Annotated in this window: 17 protein-coding genes, 2 tRNA genes and 3 rRNA genes; 16 read left to right on the top strand and 6 right to left on the bottom strand. The window is 49.1% G+C overall.

Translation table 11 applies throughout. The features are described 5' to 3' along the window. Positions 1-3: 3 nt before the first annotated feature. Both H6624_17235 and H6624_17230 read right to left on the bottom strand, forming a co-directional pair. The gene (locus H6624_17235) at positions 4-933 is read right to left on the bottom strand and encodes a GHKL domain-containing protein (protein MCB9086087.1); all 930 of its coding nucleotides are present in this window, start codon (positions 931-933) and stop codon (positions 4-6) included. Between the two features lie 201 nt (positions 934-1,134). Beyond that, positions 1,135-1,695: a hypothetical protein gene (locus H6624_17230; protein MCB9086086.1), complete on the bottom strand. Its 561-nt coding sequence runs from the start codon at positions 1,693-1,695 to the stop codon at positions 1,135-1,137. A gap of 187 nt (positions 1,696-1,882) precedes the next feature. Here H6624_17230 and H6624_17225 point away from each other — a divergent pair, with 187 nt between their 5' ends. Continuing rightward, positions 1,883-3,202: a replication-associated recombination protein A gene (locus tag H6624_17225; protein MCB9086085.1), complete on the top strand. Its 1,320-nt coding sequence runs from the start codon at positions 1,883-1,885 to the stop codon at positions 3,200-3,202. A gap of 442 nt (positions 3,203-3,644) precedes the next feature. Here H6624_17225 and H6624_17220 read toward each other — a convergent pair whose 3' ends face one another. Then, a complete protein-coding gene (locus H6624_17220) occupies positions 3,645-4,067 on the bottom strand; it encodes a response regulator (protein MCB9086084.1) in 423 nt (140 codons plus the stop codon). A 268-nt stretch (positions 4,068-4,335) separates the two neighbouring features. Then, complete coding sequence (locus H6624_17215; GenBank protein MCB9086083.1) at positions 4,336-4,641, bottom strand: cupin domain-containing protein; 306 nt, start codon at positions 4,639-4,641, stop codon at positions 4,336-4,338. Positions 4,642-4,814: 173 nt separating this feature from the next. On the opposite strand from H6624_17215, the gene H6624_17210 reads away from it, so the two are divergent. From H6624_17210 to H6624_17170, 9 genes are all read left to right on the top strand, one after another. Continuing rightward, positions 4,815-5,300, top strand: a complete 486-nt coding sequence (locus tag H6624_17210) for a hypothetical protein (protein MCB9086082.1) — start codon at positions 4,815-4,817, stop codon at positions 5,298-5,300. Between the two features lie 131 nt (positions 5,301-5,431). Next, positions 5,432-5,507 (top strand) — tRNA-Ala (locus H6624_17205). Positions 5,508-5,879: 372 nt separating this feature from the next. Continuing rightward, positions 5,880-7,397 (top strand): 16S ribosomal RNA (locus tag H6624_17200). Positions 7,398-7,557: 160 nt separating this feature from the next. Continuing rightward, positions 7,558-7,634: transfer RNA gene (locus tag H6624_17195), tRNA-Ile, on the top strand. Positions 7,635-7,806: 172 nt separating this feature from the next. Then, positions 7,807-10,809: ribosomal RNA gene (locus H6624_17190) — 23S ribosomal RNA — on the top strand. A gap of 68 nt (positions 10,810-10,877) precedes the next feature. Then, positions 10,878-10,994 (top strand): 5S ribosomal RNA (gene rrf, locus H6624_17185). Together the 16S, 23S and 5S rRNA genes with 2 tRNA genes alongside form the textbook arrangement of a ribosomal RNA operon. A 523-nt stretch (positions 10,995-11,517) precedes the next feature. Continuing rightward, entirely contained in the window at positions 11,518-11,841 is a 324-nt protein-coding gene (locus tag H6624_17180) for a hypothetical protein (GenBank protein MCB9086081.1), read from the top strand. A gap of 2 nt (positions 11,842-11,843) precedes the next feature. Next, the gene (locus tag H6624_17175) at positions 11,844-13,754 is read left to right on the top strand and encodes a sodium:solute symporter family protein (GenBank protein ID MCB9086080.1); all 1,911 of its coding nucleotides are present in this window, start codon (positions 11,844-11,846) and stop codon (positions 13,752-13,754) included. A gap of 84 nt (positions 13,755-13,838) precedes the next feature. Continuing rightward, positions 13,839-15,944 (top strand): S9 family peptidase, encoded by a 2,106-nt coding sequence (locus H6624_17170; protein ID MCB9086079.1) that lies wholly within the window; start codon positions 13,839-13,841, stop codon positions 15,942-15,944. A 101-nt stretch (positions 15,945-16,045) separates the two neighbouring features. On the opposite strand, the gene H6624_17165 is transcribed toward H6624_17170, so the two are convergent. After that, positions 16,046-16,609, bottom strand: a complete 564-nt coding sequence (locus H6624_17165; protein ID MCB9086078.1) for a hypothetical protein — start codon at positions 16,607-16,609, stop codon at positions 16,046-16,048. 321 nt (positions 16,610-16,930) lie between these two features. On the opposite strand from H6624_17165, the gene H6624_17160 reads away from it, so the two are divergent. After that, complete coding sequence (locus tag H6624_17160; protein ID MCB9086077.1) at positions 16,931-18,079, top strand: hypothetical protein; 1,149 nt, start codon at positions 16,931-16,933, stop codon at positions 18,077-18,079. Positions 18,080-18,101: 22 nt separating this feature from the next. Here H6624_17160 and H6624_17155 read toward each other — a convergent pair whose 3' ends face one another. Continuing rightward, entirely contained in the window at positions 18,102-18,845 is a 744-nt protein-coding gene (locus tag H6624_17155; protein ID MCB9086076.1) for a response regulator transcription factor, read from the bottom strand. Between the two features lie 153 nt (positions 18,846-18,998). Here H6624_17155 and H6624_17150 point away from each other — a divergent pair, with 153 nt between their 5' ends. The 5 genes from H6624_17150 to H6624_17130 are packed head-to-tail and all read left to right on the top strand — an operon-like array spanning position 18,999 to position 23,768. Further along, on the top strand, positions 18,999-20,102 hold the full coding sequence (locus H6624_17150) for a putative zinc-binding metallopeptidase (GenBank protein ID MCB9086075.1): 1,104 nt from the start codon (positions 18,999-19,001) through the stop codon (positions 20,100-20,102). Continuing rightward, positions 20,099-21,121, top strand: a complete 1,023-nt coding sequence (locus H6624_17145; GenBank protein MCB9086074.1) for an ATP-grasp domain-containing protein — start codon at positions 20,099-20,101, stop codon at positions 21,119-21,121. Before H6624_17150 ends, H6624_17145 begins: the two co-directional genes overlap by 4 nt. Before the next feature lie 9 nt (positions 21,122-21,130). After that, the gene (locus tag H6624_17140; protein ID MCB9086073.1) at positions 21,131-22,315 is read left to right on the top strand and encodes a serine hydrolase; all 1,185 of its coding nucleotides are present in this window, start codon (positions 21,131-21,133) and stop codon (positions 22,313-22,315) included. Then, positions 22,316-22,864, top strand: coding sequence for a tRNA (adenine(22)-N(1))-methyltransferase TrmK (locus H6624_17135; GenBank protein ID MCB9086072.1), 549 nt, complete (start codon positions 22,316-22,318; stop codon positions 22,862-22,864). Beyond that, entirely contained in the window at positions 22,827-23,768 is a 942-nt protein-coding gene (locus tag H6624_17130) for a hypothetical protein (protein ID MCB9086071.1), read from the top strand. The genes H6624_17135 and H6624_17130 overlap by 38 nt, the downstream gene beginning before the upstream one ends. Positions 23,769-23,823: the final 55 nt, after the last annotated feature.

Raw genomic sequence — 23,823 nt, 5'->3', positions numbered from 1 at the left:
AAACTAGGCGGCTTCGTCCAGATCTTCTTGAACCTCAACGTGCTTTCTAAGAGATATGATGAATTGGGTATTTGGACAGTTGGAGTTGTATTCCAGTTTGCCACCAAATCCCTCAATGAGACCTTTGGAAACAGAAAGTCCAAGTCCTGTACCCTCACCAATTTCTTTAGTCGTAAAAAAGGGCTGCATAATCTTGGAGCGAATAGCCTCAGGAATTCCCGCTCCACTGTCGGTGACATAAATCTGACCGTACTGTCCCGTTTCCTTCAACTCAACCCTGATCCACTTCTCATCCAGGTTTTTGACCGCATCTGCACCATTGCTAATGAGATTGAGAATGACTTGTGAGAGTTGAATGGAATTGGCGTCAACGATAACTGTCTGCCTTTCGCGCATGAACCGGCAACCAACACCGCGATTGCGAAGCTTCTGTTCACACATTTCGATCGATAAGCCAATGACTTCAGACAAATCAACTGGCGCTAGGTCTCGGTTCTCGCTGCCGCTGGCAAACTGTCTGAGACCTTTTACAATACGGGCAATTCGATCACAGGTGGTGCGAATGGAGGTGAGACCGGCATCTAAATCAGAGTCAGCAATCCCCTTTTTCCCCATCAAGAATTCGAGCTTTTCCACTTGAATCGCAATGATGGTGAGAGGGTTGTTGATCTCATGGGCAATCCCGCCGGCCATTTCGCCCAGCGATGCCAGCTTTGCATTGTGGGCCATTTGCTCCTGGGATTGCCGAATTTCTTCACTAGAGATCTTCAGGGATCTTTCGAGTAAGTAGCGATCCTGTTCCGCCTGAAGGTAAGTTTGGGAGATCCGTTCAAGCAGAGAAAGCCATTGGTCCATTTCCTTGGGAAGTTGATCCGCCTGGAGATGGGCCTTGCGCAATTGCCGTTCGAGCATGCGATGGGGCTTTTTCTTCACATGTAACCTCTCCATTGTTCATCGGGATTTGTTGGTCAAATAAGAAGCCAAGTGAACTGATCAGAATCCAAGGGGGGGGTGAAAATGGTCTAGATTGCAGCTAACCCCACTGGTCTCAGTATTGGACATGGCTGTGAAGAAACTTTAAAGATGAAATTCTGCAACGATTCCCAGGGGGTAATAACCAGGTACTAACTAAATTTATTGAGTTGAGAAGGTAAAGCTCTTCGACAATCGCTCTTCCGGATTGGATGATTTCCCCACCCAACCTTGAAGTTCTACGGTGACTTGGTAGGCAAAGCTGTCAGCGTCTGATGAAAGGGTGTCGATAAACCATCTGGTATCAGTAAAACGACTGGCGGAACCCCCTGCGCTGATCTCCTCAAGATAAGTGACGTTGGTCCCCAAGTCTTCCAGGTTAAGAGAGTGCTCGGTTGATACGGTCTCAGTGCCCTTTTTGCCCGTCACCGTAATCTTGAAATTGACCACCGTGATGGTTTTATCCGAGTTGTTTTTGATTTTGTAGCCAAACAAAAACCAAGGGGCAGTCACCTGTTCAGTTTCAAATGTATCCGGGTCGCCATCGCCGTCTTCAAGGCGCAGAGTAAAATCCGTATCAATGACCACTGGCCTTTCCGGCACCACCTCGACATTGACCTTGCTGGAGATACCTGACTCTCCTCCGCAATGGACACTGGCCATGCTGATCACGCAAAGAAGTAAAATCGAGAAGCTATTTCTGACGTGTGCATGAAGTCTCATGGGTCTTCCTCCCCTCAAAGACTTATCGACCTCTGATGGGTATTTTTTGAGTCTTTGGTCCTGATTTCTTGTGTTTACAGAATGTGTCAGGCCCTTCATCCAGCTGATTTGTTTCAACTTGAGGCAAATTGTGTAGGCGCGGAGAAGCACTGGTTGAAATTCCCGTCCTCCCCACCTAAGAAGGGTCATGGATTTGTTTTCAGCCACGGACAACAGTACCCAACCCGGATTTCGGCCATTGGCCGAAAGACTTCGCCCCAAGACCCTGGATGATTTTGTTGGTCAGCGCAAGATTTTGGGACCTCAATCCTCCCTGCGCAAACAGATCGAAGAAAGCAAAATCGTTCCGAACCTTATTCTCTGGGGACCGCCCGGGACGGGTAAAACCACCTTCAGCCGAATCCTCGCTCACTACATCGAGGCTGAGTTCCTTGAGGTGAGCGCCGTCGACACCGGGGCCAAAGCCCTCAAACAGTTGGGTGAAGAGGCTCGTTTTAGGCGCCTTGGCCACCACCGCAAGACTTTGTTGTTTGTAGATGAGATTCACCGCCTAAATAAGGCACAGCAGGACGTGTTGCTACCTTACACCGAGCGCGGGGATTTCATTCTCGTCGGTGCAACAACTGAGAACCCTGCCTATGAGCTGAACTCGGCCCTTATGAGCCGGTGCCGTCTGTTGGTTTTTGAATCTCTTCCTCAGGACGAGTTGGCAAAACTGGTTGATCGTGCATTTGAATTCCTGCAAATCTCCAAAGAGCAGGTGCTATCTTCGGATGCTGAACGGCTCCTTGTCTCCTCTGCCGACGGGGATGCTCGACGTCTCATAGGTTGGATCGAGCAGGCCACCGAAGTCTTTGGTCTGGACTCCCAAACGCATCAAGATTTTCCTCTATCAGGCGAGGGGGTTTGGGAGATTTGCTCCCGGTCTCCCATCCGCTATGACCGACAGGGTGATGCCCATTACGATTGCATTTCGGCGTTTATCAAGAGCATTCGTGGCAGTGATCCCGATGCAGGTCTCTATTATCTCGCCCGCATGTTGGCCGGCGGAGAAGACCCCGTGTTTATCGCCAGACGCCTGATCATTTTGGCCTCAGAAGATGTTGGCAATGGCGACCCCCGTGCCCTGTCAGTGGCCGTAGCTGGGATTCAAGCCGTGGAAGCCATTGGCCTGCCTGAGTGTGCTATCAACCTTGCCCAAGTGGTGACCTATCTCGCCTGCGCACCCAAATCCAATCGCAGCTACCAAGGCTTAAAAAGGGCTCAGAGTTTTGTTGCTGAAACCGGAACTCTTCCCATCCCAACGAGTCTTCGCTCCGCCAATACTCGATTGGAGAAGGATTTGGGGTTTGGCAAAGACTACCGCTACTCCCACGATGGTCCCACCGGCTGGCTGGAACAGTCTTTTCTGCCCGAGAAAGCCCAGGGGCAGGTCTTTTATGAGCCGAGTGGGCGGGGGTTTGAGAAGACTATGGCTCAGTACCTCGAATGGATGAAACAAAAGTGAGGCTGGTGAAAAGGCCCCATCTCCTTCGTTCAAACTGGCTTACCTAATTGTTGATCTGCAAAACTGTAGCTCGCCTTTGTCGGGTAATCGGGCGGATTGCCGAGCCATTTCCGTGAATCCGAATCCTCCACTGTCGCGCATGGGTGGGAGGCTGAATGACCGAAGGGAGTGGGCTCAGCCGAACGGGGTGCGGCGGCATAGCTGACGCATTCCAAAGACGCGCCTGCGCCCGAAAGGTGCGTGAGGATTTACGGAGAATGGTTGGCAAAGGGCCGAATCAAACGACAAAGGATTTTGCAGATCAACAATTAGGTAAGCCGAACTCGATTTTCACTCACCGCAAGCGCGAGCACTCGCCTCATGGAAACCATGCTCAGATATCTGATATCCGGTATCTCGATATCAGATATCGGAATTGTCCAGACCGTAACTGCAGGTGGAGCTAGCTGGTTGGAGCCTCACCGGATTGGAGGCGGATCCAGATGCCACGGATTTTTTGCTCAATGGTTTTGGCGGTGAAAGGCTTGACCACGAAGTCACTGACGCCCATTTGAATGGCCCGCAGGACATACTCGCGCTCGCTCTCGATGGTCACCATGAGAAAGGGAATGGATTTAAGGCTGTCATCTTTCAGGCAGTCCTCAAGAAGGGACAGGCCTGTTTTATTGGGCATATTCCAATCGCTGATGATAAAGCCGAAGGGGTTGTCGGTGTCGGCAGCCTCCTTCAACATATTCAAGGCCTTCTGTCCGTCTTCAGCTTCATTGATCTGACTGAACCCGAGTTTCTTCAGAATGTCCTTCATCAAAGACCGAATGGTTTTGAGATCATCTACCACTAGAAAGCGGGTGTTCTTGTCAAACATACAGGACTCACACAAGTGTTGATCGAGATTAATATGAGTTTAACACTTGGGTGATGCCCCTAGAAGGCCAATTGCCAATAGATGGTGCCAAAGTCCTGTATGAAATGTCTTTTTCCAGTCGAGGTTTGCCTCGACTTTAACCCCGAAGTGGCATGCCCTGAGTGGCACGAACTGAGAGGCGTCAAGCACAGGAGGCCAACCTGATTTACATTTAGGCGGGCTATGAGGTCCCCAATTTTATGCAAACCCACCGCCGCTTCGGAGTGAGCTAGTAAGACTTGCTCGCGCAAATACAGACACAGGGCTCAGTACCCTCGACCTTTTTCGAGTGCCTGGTATTGGATGGAATCACGATCTTGTCCCCTGCCCGAAGAAGCATCTTATTCCCGGCCACATCGATCACCAGTTGCCCCGAGGCCACCATTCTGACCTCATCAAAGGGGTGGCGGTGATTGGCAATATTGGTCCCAGGGTCAAAGCTCTCTTCAAAGGGTTCCAGGCCTTCAGCCACAAACATCATGTGAATTTGGTTCTTATCGGGGACCAATGGGGCCTGCCAGCGGGTGACGATCATACGACTTCCTTCTCCGTCTCAATGCGAAACGCCTTACTTGGATACAGGACAATTAACCAAAAATAGAGGGAAAGCTCAAGTCTTCCCTGGGGTAGGACGAAAACAAATTACTGGTTTTTCATCACAGGAGTGAAGGCCTTTTGCCAAAGAGTACAAAGCCAGGTGACGCTAAAATGGTTGCCGAAGAAATTTTGAATTACGTTGCAGACACTGCCGGCTTGGTCAATTGCGGTTCCTCTCAGGTGGAACTCAAGATATTTCAAAAGGCCGATGGCAAGAGTCTCTCCTTTGAAGTGATCGACATTGACGAGGTCATTCCTCGACTGGATTCGGACGGGAATCCCTTTCTTCAGGTTAATTTTATCTCCGGAAAAAAGATTCTTCTGACGGATACATTGGTAGGTTTCAAACCAGCCGTGAGTCCAGGTCTTGATATGGGAAAGCTTCCCTCTGTTGTTACAACTCCAGATTTGATTAGTGTCGTTGAGGCGATTGAGGAATCTCTTGCTGCCGCCAATTCTGAACCAGAAGAAATTGATGTTCTTCGTCGTGTGTTTGGTAGTGTTCTCGAGGGTGGAGAAGCCGTTGGTTTTGACCTGACTTCAGAGCGCATTTGGCTGACTCGCTTGACCCACTCAGGACACAAGCACTCCGCCTAGTCTCCTGGGCCTGCTTCTATGGGACATTCCACAAATCCCTGAAAATAAAGGAATTCCTCCAAATACTTTTATTTGCTGTTGACCGCCCTTTGGAAATTAGGCACATTGCCGCCCAGGCCAAAAATGCCAGTGGGGGCATAGCTCAGTTGGGAGAGCATCTGATTTGCATTCAGAAGGTCGCAGGTTCGATCCCTGTTGCCTCCACCAAATCTTAGTGTTTTCAGGTAGTTAGAGCTATTCCACCGAGGAAGCTAACCATCCTCAAAAGTCTGAGTGTGCTTTCAATAATATGGAAGCTGGCATTTCCCGAAAGGGGCGGAAATAGGGGCCGAGGAAGCAGAAAAAAAGTTGAATTCGATGTTGACCTGCTTCCCCCGTTGCTCTATTTTCTCAGGCTCTCGAATTTTGCTCTTTGAAAACTGAATAGCTAGTCAAATATGGTTTTGGGTCCCTGCAGGGACGGCTGCTTCGGCAGCAAGATCTGTAAGGGTCAATTTTTATGCAAGCGTACATTTAATGAGTCTCTCGAAAGAGAGAAACAGGATGACGCTCTTTTAATTGAAATTTGTTTTTCAAATTTTAACTGAAGAGTTTGATTCTGGCTCAGAACAAACGCTGGCGGCGTGCCTAATACATGCAAGTCGAACGGGGAAAGTCCTTCGGGGCGAGTACTAGTGGCGCACGGGTGAGTAACACGTGGATAATCTGCCTTTTAGTGGGGAATAACTAGCCGAAAGGTTAGCTAATACCGCATGTGACCACAGTATCTTCGGATACAGGGGTAAAAGATTTATCGCTAAAAGATGAGTCCGCGTCCGATTAGCTAGTTGGTGGGGTAAAAGCCTACCAAGGCGACGATCGGTAGCTGGTCTGAGAGGATGATCAGCCACACTGGAACTGAGACACGGTCCAGACTCCTACGGGAGGCAGCAGTAGGGAATATTGCACAATGGAGGAAACTCTGATGCAGCGACGCCGCGTGAGTGATGAAGGCCCTCGGGTTGTAAAGCTCTGTTCTACGGGAAGAAAAAAATGACGGTACCGTAGAAGAAAGGACCGGCTAACTTCGTGCCAGCAGCCGCGGTAATACGAGGGGTCCAAGCGTTGTTCGGAATCATTGGGCGTAAAGCGGGTGTAGGTGGACTTGTAAGTCAGAAGTGAAAGCCCTGGGCTCAACCCAGGAAGTGCTTTTGAAACTGGTTGGCTTGAGTGTGGGAGAGGATAGTAGAATTCCTGGTGTAGTGGTGAAATACGTAGATATCAGGAGGAATACCGGTGGCGAAGGCGGCTATCTGGCCCAACACTGACGCTCAGACCCGAAAGCGTGGGGAGCAAACAGGATTAGATACCCTGGTAGTCCACGCCGTAAACGATGGATACTTGGTGTTGGAGGTATTGACCCCTTCAGTGCCGAAGCTAACGCGTTAAGTATCCCGCCTGGGGAGTACGGCCGCAAGGTTAAAACTCAAAGAAATTGACGGGGGCCCGCACAAGCGGTGGAGCATGTGGTTTAATTCGATGCAACGCGAAAAACCTTACCTGGGCTCGAAATGTAATGGAAGTCTCCTGGAAACAGGGACGCCTTCGGGCCGTTATATAGGTGCTGCATGGCTGTCGTCAGCTCGTGTCGTGAGATGTTGGGTTAAGTCCCGCAACGAGCGCAACCCCTATCTTTAGTTGCCAGCATTTAGTTGGGCACTCTAGAGAGACTGCCGACGTTAAGTCGGAGGAAGGTGGGGATGACGTCAAGTCCTCATGGCCTTTATGTCCAGGGCTACACACGTGCTACAATGGTCGGTACAAAGGGCAGCAAAACAGCAATGTTGAGCAAATCCCAAAAAACCGATCTAAGTTCGGATTGGAGTCTGCAACTCGACTCCATGAAGCTGGAATCGCTAGTAATCGCGGATCAGCATGCCGCGGTGAATACGTTCCCGGGCCTTGTACACACCGCCCGTCACACCATGAAAGTTGGTTGTACCAGAAGTCGTTGTGCTGACCGCAAGGAGGCAAACGCCCAAGGTATGGCTGATGATTGGGGTGAAGTCGTAACAAGGTAGCCGTAGGGGAACCTGCGGCTGGATCACCTCCTTTCTAAGGAGTTTTTGTTAGACCCGATTTATCGAGTCTAGCGACTCTTAGGTCATGCCCAAAACCTGACTAGCTGTTTAGTTTTGAGAGAGTAAAAGGTATTCGTTCCCTCTGCGTTTTGCTGATCATCAGTTCCGCAGAAGGCAGAGCTAACGAATACCAGCTTGGGCCTGTAGCTCAGTTGGTTAGAGCACACGCTTGATAAGCGTGGGGTCAGAAGTTCAAGTCTTCTCAGGCCCACCATGCAAACTTCTAATTTCGATTGGTAGTTGGCATGATGAGCTTGGTAAACGAGCTCTTGATCTTTGAAAATTGAATAGTAATTGTTGATATTTAGAATTATTAATTTGCTTGAATTGGGTACAATTCAATTGAGTTCAAGTAATTCTTAGCAAGGTAAGTATCTATAAGTTTTGAAGCTACTAAGAGCTTATGGTGGATGCCTTGGCACCAGGATGCGATGAAGGACGTGGTAAGCTGCGATAAGCTTCGGGGAGTGGCACACACACTTTGATCCGGAGATGTCCGAATGGGGAAACCCACCAGTTTAACTGGTATCGTAAAGTGAATTCATAGCTTTGCGAAGCTGACGAGGGGAAGTGAAACATCTCAGTACCCTCAGGAACAGAAATCAACCGAGATTCCCTCAGTAGTGGCGAGCGAACGGGGAAGAGCCTAAACCTCTTACATGTTAAAACTCCTAGGTTTTGTGTAGGAGGGGTCGTGGGACAGTCAGGAATTGCTAGGATGATTCCACAGAGTTACCAAATTAGAATCTAGCAGAACGATCTGGAAAGATCGGCCAAAGAGGGTGATAGCCCCGTAAGCGAAAGATTACTAATCTCTGGACTGGATCCCGAGTACCACCGGACACGTGAAACCCGGTGGGAATCTGGGGGGACCACCCTCCAAGGCTAAATAATACCTGGTGACCGATAGCGAACTAGTACAGTGATGGAAAGGTGAAAAGAACCCCGAGAGGGGAGTGAAATAGAATCTGAAACCGTAAGCTTACAAGCAGTGGGAGCACTATGCACGAATGTGCCAGTGTGACCGCGTACCTTTTGCATAATGAGTCAGCGAGTTATAGTTGCAAGCGTTAGGTTAAGCCGTTAGGTGGAGCCGCAGCGAAAGCGAGTCTGAAATGGGCGTTAGTTTGCAGTTATAGACCCGAAACCCGGTGATCTAATCATGGCCAGGGTGAAGCGTGGGTAACACTACGTGGAGGCCCGAACCAGTGGAGGTTGAAAACTCCTTGGATGAGCTGTGATTAGGGGTGAAAGGCCAATCAAACTGGGTGATAGCTGGTTCTCTCCGAAATATATTTAGGTATAGCCTTGGGAAATTCTATCTCGGAGGTAGAGCACTGAATGGGCTAGGGGTCTTTACCAGATTACCAAACCCAATCAAACTCCGAATGCCGATGATAGCTATCCCAAGAGGCAGTCTCAGGGTGATAAGGTCCTGTGACGAGAGGGAAAGAGCCCAGATCGCCAGCTAAGGTCCCTAAATACATACTAAGTGGTAAACGTTGTGGAGCTACTGAGACAACCAGGAGGTTGGCTTAGAAGCAGCAATCCTTTAAAGAAAGCGTAATAGCTCACTGGTCTAGTGGCTCTGCGCGGAAGATTTAACGGGGCTAAAGTATGTTACCGAAGCTGCGGGTTTACAGAAATTCTTCTGTAAGCGGTAGGAGAGCGTTCTAGCGTAGGCTGAAGGTCGACCGTAAGGACGGCTGGACGAACTAGAAGTGATCATGCTGACATAAGTAGCGTTCGAAGGCAGGTGAAAAACCTGCCCGCCGAAAACCCAAGGGTTCCTGGGCAAGGATAATCCTCCCAGGGTTAGTCGAGTCCTAAGGCGAGGCCAAGTGGCGTAGTCGATGGAAAAACGGTTAATATTCCGTTACCGGTTTTGGTGTAAGCACAGGAGTGACGGACTAAGATATACCAGCCTGTTATTGGATTCAGGTGTAAGCGTGCAAGAGGTGGAGTAGGCAAATCCGCTCCACATAACTCTTAGGCGCGAATGCGAGGGAAATTTTTCCCGGAAGTGGTAGAGTCTATGGTTCCAAGAAAAGCTTCGGTGTGTTGCTAAAACCGCTCGTACCGTAAACCGACTCAGGTGGGTGAGAAGAGTATTCTAAGGCGATTAGGTCAAACCTGGTTAAGGAACTCGGCAACTTGACACCGTAACTTCGGGATAAGGTGTGCCATTTGGAGTGTAAGTCCTTGCGGCTGAAGCTCTGGGTGGTCGCAGAGAAGAGGGAGTAGCGACTGTTTATCAAAAACACAGGCATGTGCAAAGTCTCAAGACGACGTATACATGCTGACGCCTGCCCGGTGCTGGAAGGTTAAGAGGATTTGTTAGCTTCGGCGAAGCAGAGAATCGAAGCCCCAGTAAACGGCGGCCGTAACTATAACGGTCCTAAGGTAGCGAAATTCCTTGTCGGGTAAGTTCCGACCTGCACGAATGGCGTAACGACTTCTCCGGTGTCTCAACCAGGTGCCTAGCGAACTTGAATTCGAGGTGAAAATGCCTCGTACCCGCAGAAGGACGGTAAGACCCCGTGAACCTTTACTCTAGCTTGGCAGTGATCTTAGAGTCAGTATGTGTAGGATAGGTGGGAGTCTATGAAGCCAGGACGCTAGTCTTGGTGGAGACAACCTTGAAATACCACCCTTAGTGTCTTTGAGATCTAACCTGCGCCCATTATCTGGGCGAGGGACACTGTCTGGTGGGGAGTTTGACTGGGGCGGTCGCCTCCCAAAAAGTAACGGAGGCGTACGAAGGTTCCCTCAGCCTGATCGGAAACCAGGCGTCGAGTGCATTGGCATAAGGGAGCTTAACTGCGAGACCTACAAGTCGAGCAGGTGCGAAAGCAGGTCAAAGTGATCCGGTGGTCCCGCGTGGAAGGGCCATCGCTCAACGGATAAAAGGTACTCCGGGGATAACAGGCTGATTCCGCCCAAGAGTTCACATCGACGGCGGAGTTTGGCACCTCGATGTCGGCTCATCTCATCCTGGGGCTGGAGCAGGTCCCAAGGGTATGGCTGTTCGCCATTTAAAGAGGTACGCGAGCTGGGTTCAGAACGTCGTGAGACAGTTTGGTCCTTATCCTCTGTGGGCGTAGGAAAATTGAGTGGAGCTGTCCTTAGTACGAGAGGACCGGGATGGACAAACCTCTGGTGTTCCTGTTGTCGCGCCAGCGGCACGGCAGGGTAGCTATGTTTGGAACGGATAACCGCTGAAAGCATCTAAGCGGGAAGCCAACCACAAGACAAGTTTTCCCTGGGGCTTCGGCCCCCTAAAGACTCCTTCTAGACTAGGAGGTTGATAGGCAGGAAGTGTAAGCACGGCAACGTGTTCAGCTGACCTGTACTAATTAGTCGTGAGGCTTCTTTAAAATTTTTTAGGTACTTTCTTGCTAAGAATGACTTGAGATCAATTGATGATCGTATGATTTGAGCAATTTTGATAGTTTTTGCTGGTATCTCTAGCGGTAGGGGTACACCTGATCCCATTCCGAACTCAGAAGTTAAGCCTACCAGCGGCGATGGTATTGCAGGGGCGACCCTGTGGGAGAGTAGCACGATGCCAGCTTTTAATTTTGAACCCAGTCGGTGAAAATCGGCTGGGTTTTTTTTTGCCCAATTCTTCACCGGCCGCTTGGTATTGAAACAGGTCTTCTAGCCTTGTGATTCTGATGGCTAGTGGCTAGTGGCCGCCCCGGTCAGGATAACAGCCGATTGCCGACCTGCTTCCGCCCATCTGAATTCTGCGCAGTAGGCCGGCTGATTGAAGAGCAAATGCTGAGTAGAGCGAGTTGTAGTGGCAGGTTTGATGCTCGGCTCGAAGACGCTCCTGCGCCTTGCCATGAGGCAGGTGAGGGATTGCGGAGCTTGGTTGAAAAGGGACTTATCAGGTTTCGCTGGCGAATCAGTGATCTACAAGGTAATGGCGAGGGAAAAATCGCGACAGTTGGATGAGGTAAGTGGCTCTAAAACTCAATAAAACTCGGGCTTTGCAGGGTGGTGACCCTTGCAACTCCATTTGATTAGTGGCATTGCTAGGCTTCTTTCAATCTGCCGGGGATACTATTGCTCTGGCATTGGGGCAGGAGCTTATGACTAAGAAACAACCTTTCAATTTTCGGCTGCTAGGGCTGATCGCGTTGGTTTTGGGATTTAGCCACTATTTTCCAAAGACACTGGTTTCAATTTTGGGAACTGAGAATCCTTGGACCAGCTATTTTTACATGTATGGTTTGGGACTCGTGTGTTTTGGTATTGGTTTGATGGTGATTCTCAAACAAGGAGCCCTCAATCTCCACCGGGGCACGGAGAGATTTTGGTTTCATGTGTTACTTGGTGGTTTTGTCTTTTTCTCCACTCTTCATGGGGTGTGGATCATTTTGGCGATTCACTATCCATTTAAAGGGGGGATGTAATCATGTCATCAGCAGGTTTTGGCATCGATATTCCCCAGGGGGCAGCGACTGTTATCGGAGTGATCGTCGTTGGTTATTTCATTCTCATTACTGCCTTTGGTACCTACTTTTCTCGGTTTAGCCGCGATATCAACGACTTCTTTTATAGTGGTCAGCGATTTTCCTGGTGGTTGCCGGCAGCCAGTATGGTTGCCACAGGAATTGGATCTTACAGCTACCTTAAATATTCACAGCAAGGGTATGAGACGGGGCTCAGTTCGACAGTTACCTATCTCAACGACTGGTTTATCATTCCTTTCTTCATGTTCGGTTGGTTGCCGATTGTCTATTACTCGAAGGTAAAATCTATCCCTGAATATTTTGAGCGACGATTCAATCGAATGGCTCGCTACGTAGCGGTGACAATAATTCTCGCCTATATGTTCTACTACATTGGCTACAACCTATTTACCATCGGTGTTGCTCTCGAGGGGATGTTCGGAATTCCCGCACTCTATAGTGTGCCGGTTGTTGCTATCTTTTTGGGAGCTTATGTGACCTTTGGTGGGCAGACAGCAGTGATTTTCACCGATCTCTTTCAGGGAATCATGCTTTACCTGGCCGGCGGATTGGCCATCTTTGTAGGTATCTATGCTCTCGGTGGCTTTGATGAGTTTTGGAGTTATTTGCCGGTCAGTCATCGTTTGCCCTTTGTTCATCTGACTGATGATCCTAAGTTCAATACTGCAGGGCTTTTTTGGGGAGAGGCTTTAGCAGGAAGTATTGCTTTTACTTTTATGAATCAGGGCTTTTTGATGCGTTATCTTACCATTCGCAGCATGGAAGACGCGCGCAAGGCCAACATATTTAACGTCATTATTACTCTTCCTTTGTCGGCCATTATTGTCGGCGCAGTCGGGTGGATTGGTAAGGCGATTATCGTCAAGCAGCAGACCACAGGGGGGGCTCTGGCAGGTTACAATTTTATTGAAATCAAAGATACCTTCCACACCTTTATTATCGTGGCCTGGGAGACTTTGAAACAAAGTTCAGTTCTTTTTGGCTTTGTGATCGCAGCTTTGACGGCCGCTTTGATGTCGACCATTGATACTCTTATCAATGCCTGCGCGGCAATTATGATTTATGACATCTATAAACCTTTGATTAAAAAACGGGCTTCAGATCATCACTATCTTAATGCCGCTCGCTGGGCGTCGGTTTTGGCAACGGCCATTGGCCTGCTTTTGGTGATCTGGTTTGCTCAACAGAGGGGAAGCCTGATGTCCATTCACTACAAAGGCATCATGGTCATCATTCCCGCCTTGGTAACGACAATCTTTTTGGGAGCATTTTGGCGGAGATTTAATGCCCCGGCAGCTTCAGTGTCGATGGTCGGTGGCAGTATTTTGACCATGATGACGCTTGTCTATCCTGAGTGGATTGATCCGTTGGCGTCCTTCGTTGGAGGTTCTGTCAATGGTAAATACATCTACATGAGGGCCCTATTTGGTATGGTGGTCACGGCGATCATTGGAATATTTGTCACCTTTGTAACGAAAAAGGCCGACAAGAAGCACTCACTTGGACTGACGGCCGACACTTTGGATGAGGCCATGAGGCAGTATAAGGATGGGGCCGAACCCAATCATGATATTGGTAAGCCAGTGAAGAATTTGGTCTTTAAAATCGATGAGAAGATCAAAGAGGGCTACATTCAGGTTTCCAAGTCAGTTATGGAGACCATGGCGGCGAGACCTGGGGATCTTATCTATTTGTCGGATTCCCGCTGGATATTGGGCGGGCTGCGGGCTGACCACGTCTACTTGGATGGTGTTCACCATAAGGGTGATGATGTGGTACTATTCTCTAGCGCTACGAAAGATCTGGCCTACCTTTTGGATGACAAAAGGGTAATGGTTGAAAAAATGATTTAGTCATTCCGAGATGGACAAAGGGGGAAGTTTCTTTGTCATATTGATTGGAACGGAGGTAGAGTCGTGTCGAAATTCCGGTACCTGATGTTCGTCACTGTTTTGGCAGCTGCAGGAATATTTGCTGGATGTTCAACCTCTACGAAAACGGGCACGGTCGGCGACCCCTATATTTGGCTTGAAGAGATCGAAGGGGAAAAGGCCCTTTCTTGGGTCCGGGAGCAAAATGGTCACTCCTTGAATCTGCTGGAGAAGGACGATCGCTTCACTGACTATATGTCAACAGCGCAGAAAATCCTTACGTCTGATGATCGTATTCCCTACGGTCGAATTCGAAACGGGTTTGTCTATAATTTTTGGCAGGACAAGACAAATGTGCGTGGGGTGTGGCGTAGAACCAGGTTGGCGGAATACCGGAAAACGAAACCCAACTGGGAAGTGCTGTTAGATTTGGATAAGCTGGCCGAGGTGGAAAAGGAAAACTGGGTTTATAAGCAGGTGAGCTGTCTCCCCCCTGATTATGATCGATGTTTGTTGTTTTTGTCGCGAGGCGGGAAAGACGCGAGTGTTGTTCGTGAGTTCAATGTTAAAACCAAAGAGTTTGTAAAAAATGGTTTCTTTGTGCCGGAGGGAAAGACCTGGCTTGGATGGTACGACAAAAATACTCTTTTGATTGGAACTAATTTTGGCCCCGATTCTTTGACCGACTCTGGCTATCCCATGGAGCAGAGAATCTGGAAACGGGGAACCCCTTTGGCAGAAGCCAAACTGCTATTTAAGGGACAGAAGACCGATGTGGGAGTCTGGGCTTATCGAGCATTTAGACCAGAGGGGCAGGCGGTTCTCCTCAGTCGGAGTATTACCTTTTACGAGTCCCAGAACTTTTATGTAAAGCCTAACAACGAATCGGTTGAAATTCCAGTTCCCAAGGATGCCGAGATTCACGGATTGTTTGAGGGCGAAATGATCGTTCAGACCAAGTCACCCTGGAAGATTCGAAATGATAAAGGGGTCCACCAGGAGGTTAAGTCGGGTTCATTGGTTTCTTTTTCTGCTGCACGCTTTCTCCGTTCCGGAAAGATTGAAGAGGTTAAAGAGATTTTTGTACCCACAAAGCGCTCTTCTCTGCTGAGTTCCTCTACCAGTGAGAATGCCCTATTCTTTTCCGTTTTAGATAATGTAAAGGGGCAGGTGTTTCGCGCTAAGTTTCGTGGCAGTCGATGGCGTGTTCAGCCGGTTAAACTGCCAGACAATGGTTCTGCGAGCGTCATTTCGGCAGATGACTTTACTCGTGACGTGTTGATTAGCTTTCAGAGTTTTACCATTCCTAATCGATTGTATTTAGCGAAGAACGGCAGTCGATTTCCACAGATTATTCGTTCATTGCCCGATCAGTTTAATGGGAAAGACCTGAAAGTGGAACAAATGGAGGCTGTGAGTAAAGATGGAACAAAGGTTCCTTATTTTGTGGTCGGTCCCAAAGTGCGCAACAGAGAGGGCAAAAACAAGACTCTTCTTTATGGTTACGGCGGATTTGAATCCTCAATGACTCCTCATTATATGGGCGTCACAGGAAAGATCTGGCTGGAACCAGGCAACGTTTACGTTGTAGCCAACATTCGCGGAGGGGGGGAGTTTGGTCCTGGTTGGCATCAGGCAGCCCAAAAGGAAAACAGGCAAAGGGCATTTGATGATTTTATTGCGGTAGCTGAGGATCTGATTAAGAGAAAGATCACCTCTGCTTCCAACTTAGGGATTATGGGAGGCAGCAACGGCGGTCTGCTCGTTGGTGCGGTATTTGTGCAGAGGCCAGAGTTGTTTGGGGCTGTCGTTTGCCAGGTGCCTCTGTTGGATATGCTTCGATATTCACAATTGCTAGCCGGGGCAAGTTGGATGGGGGAGTATGGGGATCCGAGCGATCCTCAGATGCGTGAAGTCCTGCGTAGATATTCGCCTTACCACAATATATTGAAAGAAAAAAAGTATCCTGAAGTCTTCTTTATCACATCCACCAAGGATGATCGTGTTCATCCAGGTCATGCGAGGAAGATGGTGGCCAAAATGAAGGATCTAGGTCACCCGGTTCTTTACTTTGAGAACATTGAAGGCGGACACAGCGCGAGTGCTAACCTTATTCAGAGGGCGAAGCGGTCGGCTCTGGAATTTGTTTATCTGCAGCAGAAGCTGAAATAGGTTCCAGGTCCTCAAGTGATATGCACAGCGACAAGCTGAGCTCCATTGGGAGTCCGGCTTGTTGCTGTGCATATCACTTGAGGACCTGGAACCTATTTCAGCTACTTATCCGCCTGTTGGCCCTTAACCGGCCGTTCAGAATTACTTTTAGCCTGGGATGGATTTTTGCTCTTCTTTTTTCCTGCAGAAATCAGTTTCTTGATTTTTTCCTGATTGGTGGAGACCCACTCATCCCATTCACTCTCTCCACCAGAGAGAAAAAAGGTTCGTCCCAGCTCCCACTCCATATTTTGGTTCTTCAGGTTAACCAGATTATACTGAATGATGGCCCCATCTCGGCCTTCGTCTTCAAAACTTAGAAGTAACACTTCCAATCGATGGGTTCCCTCATTGGAAACCGGATGTGGCGCTCTAAGTCCTTCAATGATCCAATTCTTAGCCCCAGGATCTCCACCAAAGTAAGTGATCTCCTTGAGGGTGTACCAACCCGGAGGAACGGCCTTGGCGAGCTCTAGCTTCTGCACATCTTGCCCCCAAAGGACTTGAAGCTTCTCTCGATGACTGGAGCTTTGGAACTTATATTGGCTGTACAGAGAGTCGACAGTCCAGGCCAGGATGGTGAGAGCAAAGAGGGCGAGAACCATCTGTTTGAGGGAGATTTTCATGAATATAAGTCTATCTCAGATCCAAATAACATGGAACTGAAGGGTGACAAAAATTGCTAACGGTACGATTAGCGAGGCACCTTAATTTCTTGAAAAACTGTCTAGGACCTAGTTTTTGAAGGAGCTAAGGTGTTGGCAATACGAGGAATTTATTGATGAGCCCATTCTGGTCTCCGTGACCACAGGATTTACAGCAAAAAAGGGGTAAATTGGGGGTGAGAAAAGCAAGTAATATCTAATAATTTCAAATACTTATATGTGTGTCTCGGATTGGCACATATATTGGACTTCAACGACGTGAAATAGCAGGAAGGCGTCCGAATGGGTTTGATTTGGAGATATCGGCTACATCTAATTGTCGTTGCGGCGATCACAGCCTATGTGGGCTGTACGGACGTCAAATTCAAGACTGTTCCCAGCGATGATTGTGTCAATGCCAATGAGTATGGCAACAATACTTGCTTCGAACAAGAGGGGTGGCTCAATTACCATTTTGAATTCAAAGTGGGTCGAGTGGACATCCTGTTTGTCGATGATAACTCGGGCTCTATGTATGTGGAGCAGAGTCATATGGCGGATCGATTTCCCAACCTATTGAACAAAATTAGTAGCCTCGATTACCAGATGGCCGTCGTAACAACGGACATTTCCCACAGTCCGAGTAACAGCACCCCCCGGCCGGCGAATGGCAATGGTGCTTTTCAGGATGGAAAGTTTCTTCCCTTCCCGAATGGGGACTACATACTCAATCCACTGACACCAAACTTAGTTCAGTATTTTCGTGATACCATTCGTCGACCAGAAACGCTGACCTGTGACAACACCAATTATGCCGACTGTCCTTCGGGTGATGAGCGTGGAATCTATGCCATAAATATGGCTCTCGATCGGGCGGATCCGCGCTTTTTTAGAACGGACTCCCATCTGGCAGTGGTAATTCTCTCAGATGAGGATGAAAGATCTAACGGTGGCGGTATTCCTGGGTATCCATTACAGACATATGATCTTCCTGTGACCTTTGCTCAAAAGGTGAATTCCCAGTTGGGAAAAGGCAAAACAGTCAGTGTTCATGCCGTGATTGTTAAGCCCGGAGACTCGAATTGTTTGAACAGCCAAAATAGCCAAGCTAAGGTAAAGGGATATTACGGCACACAATATGCCCGTTTGGTGAAGGGTGATACCGACACCGAACTTAAAGCAGCTCACCCGGGATTTCTTCGTGGAGAGTTGGGAAGTATTTGTGCCAGCGACTATGGTGCTCAGATGGGTGACATTGGCGGCCGGCTTCCAGTAAATGCCAATGTCAAAGTCCTTCCCTGTGTACCCGAAGCGGATAAAATTGACGTAATTTTTTCCCCTGCACCAAGCTATCAGATTGAATTTGATGTTCAGGCCAATGGGTTATTGACGTTTGATCCTCAGCCTCCAGCGGGAACGACGGTATCAGTAGACGTCACCTGCCGCAAATAAGGCCCATTTTGAATCAAGCAATCTAAGCGGCGTCTTGTTGTGGCTGGGTCAGGATGTATCCCTTCCCATAAACATTAACCAAGTGACGGTCCAATTCAGGGATCTGCTTTTTAAGTTTGCTGATTTGTGCATCAATGGAGCGGTGGGAAATTTTGGCATTTTCCCACACATGTTCGCGGAGCCATTCCCGGGACAAGAGTTGCTCGGGGTGAGACACGAAGGCCAAGAGAAGTCTAAATTGAGTAGGTGTTGTGTTCACCAGATCCTGATGCCTTTTGACCAGGTAGTCCTGGGGGAAGATACGAATGTCGAGAAAGGATATTGCCTCCTGGGCAACCGACATGGCGGCCACAACTTGGTCAGCCGACGCCTGCTTGCCGCCTTTTGAAGTACTTTGGGAGAGTCTTCGGGAAAGCGAGGCAATCCGAAGATGCAGACTTCGGTAGGGGCCACCAGATGGCAGGAAGTAATCGGCTCCTTCGCGAAAGGCCCGCTCCTCTTTGAAGGAATTGGGGCTGGAGCTGAGGACAACCAAGCCGAAGCTGTCCAGGGGACGCAGGGACCGAATTCCAGCCAGCGCACTGGATGACGGGCAATCTCCATCCACTAGACCGATTTCAGGTTCCCACTCCTTGATGAGAAACTGGGCCACATCAATCGAAGTGGCGACCTGAACGTCAAAGTCAGCCTTGAGTTCAGAAAGGCTGCCATTCAGGAAGGCTGGATCCGTGGAAGCCACGAGAACTTTGGTCTTTTTCGTACCCATGGGGTAGTCATCGACATTTTCGACCCTCCTCTGAAGCTCTCTTTCGAGATGAGACCACGAGCTGCAAATAAAGACCTAGGGCCGAGAGTCGGGAATTGAGTTCTCAATTGGAGACGAGCCCCAGCTTTTTGTTGGCGAGTTTCTCGTAGAGACATGATTATTTTCAAGGTCTGGCGGCCTGAAGATCTGCCTCTTGAACCGATGGAGTCCGTGCGTTATGAGAGAGGGGTTCAGGAGGACAGGACCTTGGGTGGAGTTGTTGATAGTTGGAGTCGGTTGAGTGATCAGGAGCTCCTGAGTTTGCGGCTCAACCAGCTAGGCTTGTCCCTAGAGGGTAGCTCTGTGGCCCGAGGAATTAGCCAGTTGTACCGGGAATTGAGCCTGAAAGGCCTTAGTTTTCGACCCCATTTTTGGGTATCGGATGAGTGGTTTTGTCCGGATGGCATCCCAGGAATTTCGGTGCCCTTTTTTCTCCTTCACCCGAGGTTGAGAAGGCTCGAGCAACGGTATATTGGGTATGTAGAGGGCGGTGACTGGCCGTGGATGATGAAGCTCCTTCGCCACGAAGCGGGTCACGCCATTGAAAATGCCTTCAACATGAGAGGGTGGCCTGAGCGGACCTCGACTTTTGGCAGTACTGAGCAGCCCTATCCTAATTCCTATGCTCCGAGGCCTTACAGTCGAAGATTCGTCCGCCATCTAGAGGATCACTATGCCCAAAGCCATCCTGATGAAGATTTTGCTGAGACCTTTGCCCTATGGTTGAATCCAGAATCCCAATGGGAACAGAGATATCAGGGGTGGGCCGCCCTTGAAAAGCTGATGACGATGGAAAAGCTGATGAAGAGAGTTCAGAGCCGTTCACAGGTCCGGAAAAACCGCTTTCGCCAGGACCCAATTGAGATGAACAAGCAGACTCTTGGCCAGTTCTATAGAGACAAGAGACGGAAGCTCAAATTGACTCCTACTCGCGATATGGATGCAAACTTGCGAACTGTCTTCACGGATGGGGGTGTAGGGCTCTTGGGCGCTGGAGCCTTCCTTAAAAAGCATCGCCAGGAGATCTGTCGCGAAGTGGCTCAAGGAATGGGTGAATACCAATACCGAATTGGCGATGTTTTAAACCGTCTCAGCCGTCGAGCCGACGAGTTGGGGCTGTCTGTTGACCCTAGTCAGAAGCTGGCCCCGGTCTTAGATGTTGTTGCCGCTCAGGCTCTTGAAGACTGGGAGCGAAAAAGGCACCATATAGTTCTATGAGGCGTTTGCGGGTTTTGGTCCTTCTTCACGAGGACTTGTTCCCACCCGACGAAATACCGAGTTATGAAGAGTGGGAATTTGCCGAGTGGAAAACTGAATTTGATGTCAGAAAGAGTCTGATCGAGGCAGGTCACCAGGTTCAGTTGTTAGGTGTCAGTGAAGATCTCAGGGTTATTCGCGAAGCGATAGACGAATTTCGTCCACACATCATTTTCAACTTGTTGGAGGAATTTGCTGGTCGAGCCACCTTCGATCAACATGTAGTCTCTTATTTGGAAATGCTGGGAGTTAAATACACGGGATGCAATCCGCGGGGATTGATGATTTCACGGAGCAAGGATTTGGCAAAAAAGCTCCTAACTTATCACAGAATTCCCAATCCCCAATTTCATGTCTTTACTGTCAGCAAAAAGGTATTAATACCAAAGAGAATTCAATATCCACTCTTCGTCAAATCCCTTACTGAGGAAGCCAGCACGGGGATTACCCAGGATAGCATTGTCTTTAGTGACAAGGAGCTCAGGGAGCGGATCCACTATTTTGCAGAAAAAGTGGGATCAGATGTAATTGCCGAATCCTACATTGAGGGGCGAGAGTTTTATGTCAGCATTTTGGGCAATGACAGGCTGACGACCATGGCTCCATGGGAACTTTTCTTTAACAATTTGCCCGACCGTGTTCCAAGAGTGGCGACCCGAAAGGTTAAATGGGACTCTCGATACCGAAAGAAATACGGCATTGATGCCGGATTGGCAAAAGACTTGGACCAGGGCACCATTGAGAGGATTCAGCAAACCGCAAAGAGGACTTACAAAGCACTTGGATTGAGTGGTTACGCACGCATTGATTTGCGGATGGATGATCAGGGTGGCGTGTTCGTCATTGAGGCCAATCCAAATCCGGACATTGGGTTGGGAGATGAATTTGCTGAGTCCGCCAAGATTATGGGCTATGATCATCCTAAATTAATGGATCGAATACTTTCTCTTGGCCTTAGTTGGTCCCCTCCGGGGACTTAAGGGAGTGAAATGAAACTTCGTCTCATTGGATATCTACTGTTGGTAATCGTGGCTGGTTGTCAGACGTCTGCTCCGGTAGACGAAGAGGGATACACCAAGCGACGCCGAGGGGGGCACATTCAAAGAGCCACCGCTAAACCTCGCGAATTCAAAGATGAACTTGGGCAGTTGCTGGTGGATCAAATGAAGGAGGAACAGCGTGAGGGTCTCGGCCTTTTTCTGTTCCGAATAGAAGATGACAAACTTCTGTTTGCCTCAACTTTTGGCGTCGCTGAAACAATTCGTGGACGGGGCAGCTTTTCCGGCACCGACGCTATGTCGGCTGGATCGTCATCCTTATGGGTATCTGCAGCCGTTATGCTGAGGCTAGTAGCTAAAAGGCGCATAGGCCTTGATTCAACTACTGGAAAAATCCTTGGCTGGAAAGGCGAGCCAGGAAAAATCACACTGCGGGATCTATTAAGTTCCATCTCCGGGCTTCCCGGTCGGCCAAAGGGTTTCGACTGTTTTTCTCGGGTTGACCGTACGTTACAGGATTGTGCAACAGAGCTCTATGGAAAATTGTTGAGTGGTGAGATTCCCCTGGCAAAGGGGGGAGCGATGCTCTCTTATGGTCCAAGCCATATTCAAGTTGCCGCAGCAATGGCAGAGCGAGTGACCTCCCAGAAATGGGTGGATCTAGTTAAAAGTGAATTTGTCGTCCCCCTCAAGCTAAGCTCAGAGACCACCTTTTTTACACAGCCGGCCCAACGAGAGGGACGTTCCAACCCATCGGCGTTTGAAGGCCTGGTCATCAGTATGAGAGATTACGCAATTTTTCTTCGTATGTTGGTCGACAATGGAGGAAAGTACTTACCAGAACGACTGGTTAATGCGATGTTGACCGATCAGTTTTCCCTTTACACAAAAATAGAGTCTTCGCCAATGAAGACTCTACTTAAAAAAGACTTCCATATGGGTTTTGGTAATTGGATTGAGTGCGAGCCGGGTGGGGACGAGGGCTGTAAGCGGCTCAATATGAATTCCTGTCCTGGGGTCTACGGTTGGTACCCTTTTATCGATGAAGGCAAAGGCTTGTACGGTGTGTTAGCCGCGCTGGAAGGGCACACAGCAACCCGATCTGCCGAACCGGCCCTGAGGTCTTGGCGAATTCTCGGTAAGGTTAGGGAGTTTACGCAGAATTGGAGATTCTAAGTGAGGATGGTTGAGGCCAAGACCTTTAAAATCAGTCCGAGGCTGGATTATCTGTTCCAGCAACTGCAACCGGGTACGGATGTGTGGGATTTGGCCTGCGACCATGGCTTGGTCGGTATGAAGGCCGTGGTCTCCGGGCAATTTCCCTCGGTTACATTTGTGGACAAGTCGGTTGAGGCAGTGGAGGTTTTGAAAAGGGATTTTTGTGTCAAGCTGGGTGGCTTTGACCATTCGGTCGATGTGGCGATTGTTAACGGAGATATGCTAGAGGTGCCACTGCCGAGTGAAAATGCATCCTTAGTGGTCGCAGGGGTTGGAGCGCATCTCATCTGTCGGTTTATCAAACGGGTGCCTTTGGGGTCAAATTTGACCTTGGTGTTGGGGCCAAATAAAAATCCAGACGAGGTTGAGAGGGCCCTTAAGGATTTGGGCTGGCATATTACCAGTCAAGAGGTCCTTATTGAGAAGGGCCGAGAGCGGACGGTTTTTACCGCCATTGTGGAGGGATCAATTGAGTTACAGAGAGCTGGAGATCGGAGAAATCAATAAGATCGTCATGGATCTGGATCTTCCGGTAGCGGTAGATTTTACCCTTTGGAACAAATTGGGCAGGTTCCTATGGGAAACCCATCAGTGGCGGAATGATTTCGAAACCCGCGTCTGTGGCTTTTACCTACCTGTATTTTTTTGGTGCAGACAGCAGCAGGGCCAACAGCCGTCTTCGAAAACATTCTTTCTTGGTATCAATGGTCCCCAGGGAAGTGGAAAGTCGACTCTGTCTTCCATATTGACTCAGTGTTTTTCCTTGTGTGGTCAACCTGCAGTGACTATTTCCATTGATGATTTCTATTTGACCCGTAAAGAGCTGGATGAATTGGCGGGGGAAAACTCTGGCAACCCCTACCTGCAGATGCGTGGATATCCAGGCACTCACGATATAGGATTGGGTCTGGACATACTGACGAAACTTAAGGCCATGAATCAAGACGAGGAGGTTTGGGTTCCGAGATTTGATAAGTCGGCATTTAAAGGACGCGGGGACCGAAAACCTCAGACCGAGTGGGCGAAAGTGGCAGCTGATGTAAGGATCGTTATTTTTGAAGGATGGATGTTGGGCTTTCGCCCGTTTGTGGGGAGCGACACTTCAGATATCAATCTCAGAAAGATCAATTCCTTTTTGCCAGAGTACGAAGCTTGGTATCGCCAATTGGATTCATTTATTCACCTGGATGCCAAAGATCCGAGTCTCGTCATAGGCTGGCGGATGGAGGCAGAGGAAAATATGAAAAACCAGGGGCTTTCTGGTATGACGCAAGATGAAGTGAAGAACTACGTTTCTCAGTTTCTGCCAGCATACCAGGCCTATCTACCAGGGCTTAGGCGGCACCCGCTGTGCCCGGGGCACAATCTTCACCTCGACATTGGTCCAAATCGATTGCCAGCCATTAAATAGAAGTCCAGAAGGCCACGGTTCTCTTCAATCGATTACCATTAGGCGCCGAATATCA

Source organism: Pseudobdellovibrionaceae bacterium (assembly GCA_020635075.1).
Taxonomy (GTDB): domain Bacteria; phylum Bdellovibrionota; class Bdellovibrionia; order Bdellovibrionales; family UBA1609; genus JADZEO01.
The sequence above is the reverse complement of the archived record's forward strand: the minus strand, read 5'-3'. Positions and strand labels throughout refer to the sequence as shown.

Excerpts from the sequence above, each read along its gene's own strand:
- H6624_17230 (MCB9086086.1), bottom strand. The coding sequence starts at position 1,695 with ATGAGACTTCATGCACACGTCAGAAATAGCTTCTCGATTTTACTTCTT.
- H6624_17225 (MCB9086085.1), top strand. The coding sequence starts at position 1,883 with ATGGATTTGTTTTCAGCCACGGACAACAGTACCCAACCCGGATTTCGG.
- H6624_17220 (MCB9086084.1), bottom strand. The coding sequence starts at position 4,067 with ATGTTTGACAAGAACACCCGCTTTCTAGTGGTAGATGATCTCAAAACC.
- H6624_17215 (MCB9086083.1), bottom strand. The coding sequence starts at position 4,641 with ATGATCGTCACCCGCTGGCAGGCCCCATTGGTCCCCGATAAGAACCAA.
- H6624_17210 (MCB9086082.1), top strand. The coding sequence starts at position 4,815 with ATGGTTGCCGAAGAAATTTTGAATTACGTTGCAGACACTGCCGGCTTG.
- H6624_17180 (MCB9086081.1), top strand. The coding sequence starts at position 11,518 with ATGACTAAGAAACAACCTTTCAATTTTCGGCTGCTAGGGCTGATCGCG.
- H6624_17175 (MCB9086080.1), top strand. The coding sequence starts at position 11,844 with ATGTCATCAGCAGGTTTTGGCATCGATATTCCCCAGGGGGCAGCGACT.
- H6624_17170 (MCB9086079.1), top strand. The coding sequence starts at position 13,839 with ATGTTCGTCACTGTTTTGGCAGCTGCAGGAATATTTGCTGGATGTTCA.
- H6624_17165 (MCB9086078.1), bottom strand. The coding sequence starts at position 16,609 with ATGAAAATCTCCCTCAAACAGATGGTTCTCGCCCTCTTTGCTCTCACC.
- H6624_17160 (MCB9086077.1), top strand. The coding sequence starts at position 16,931 with ATGGGTTTGATTTGGAGATATCGGCTACATCTAATTGTCGTTGCGGCG.
- H6624_17155 (MCB9086076.1), bottom strand. The coding sequence starts at position 18,845 with ATGGGTACGAAAAAGACCAAAGTTCTCGTGGCTTCCACGGATCCAGCC.
- H6624_17150 (MCB9086075.1), top strand. The coding sequence starts at position 18,999 with ATGATTATTTTCAAGGTCTGGCGGCCTGAAGATCTGCCTCTTGAACCG.
- H6624_17145 (MCB9086074.1), top strand. The coding sequence starts at position 20,099 with ATGAGGCGTTTGCGGGTTTTGGTCCTTCTTCACGAGGACTTGTTCCCA.
- H6624_17140 (MCB9086073.1), top strand. The coding sequence starts at position 21,131 with ATGAAACTTCGTCTCATTGGATATCTACTGTTGGTAATCGTGGCTGGT.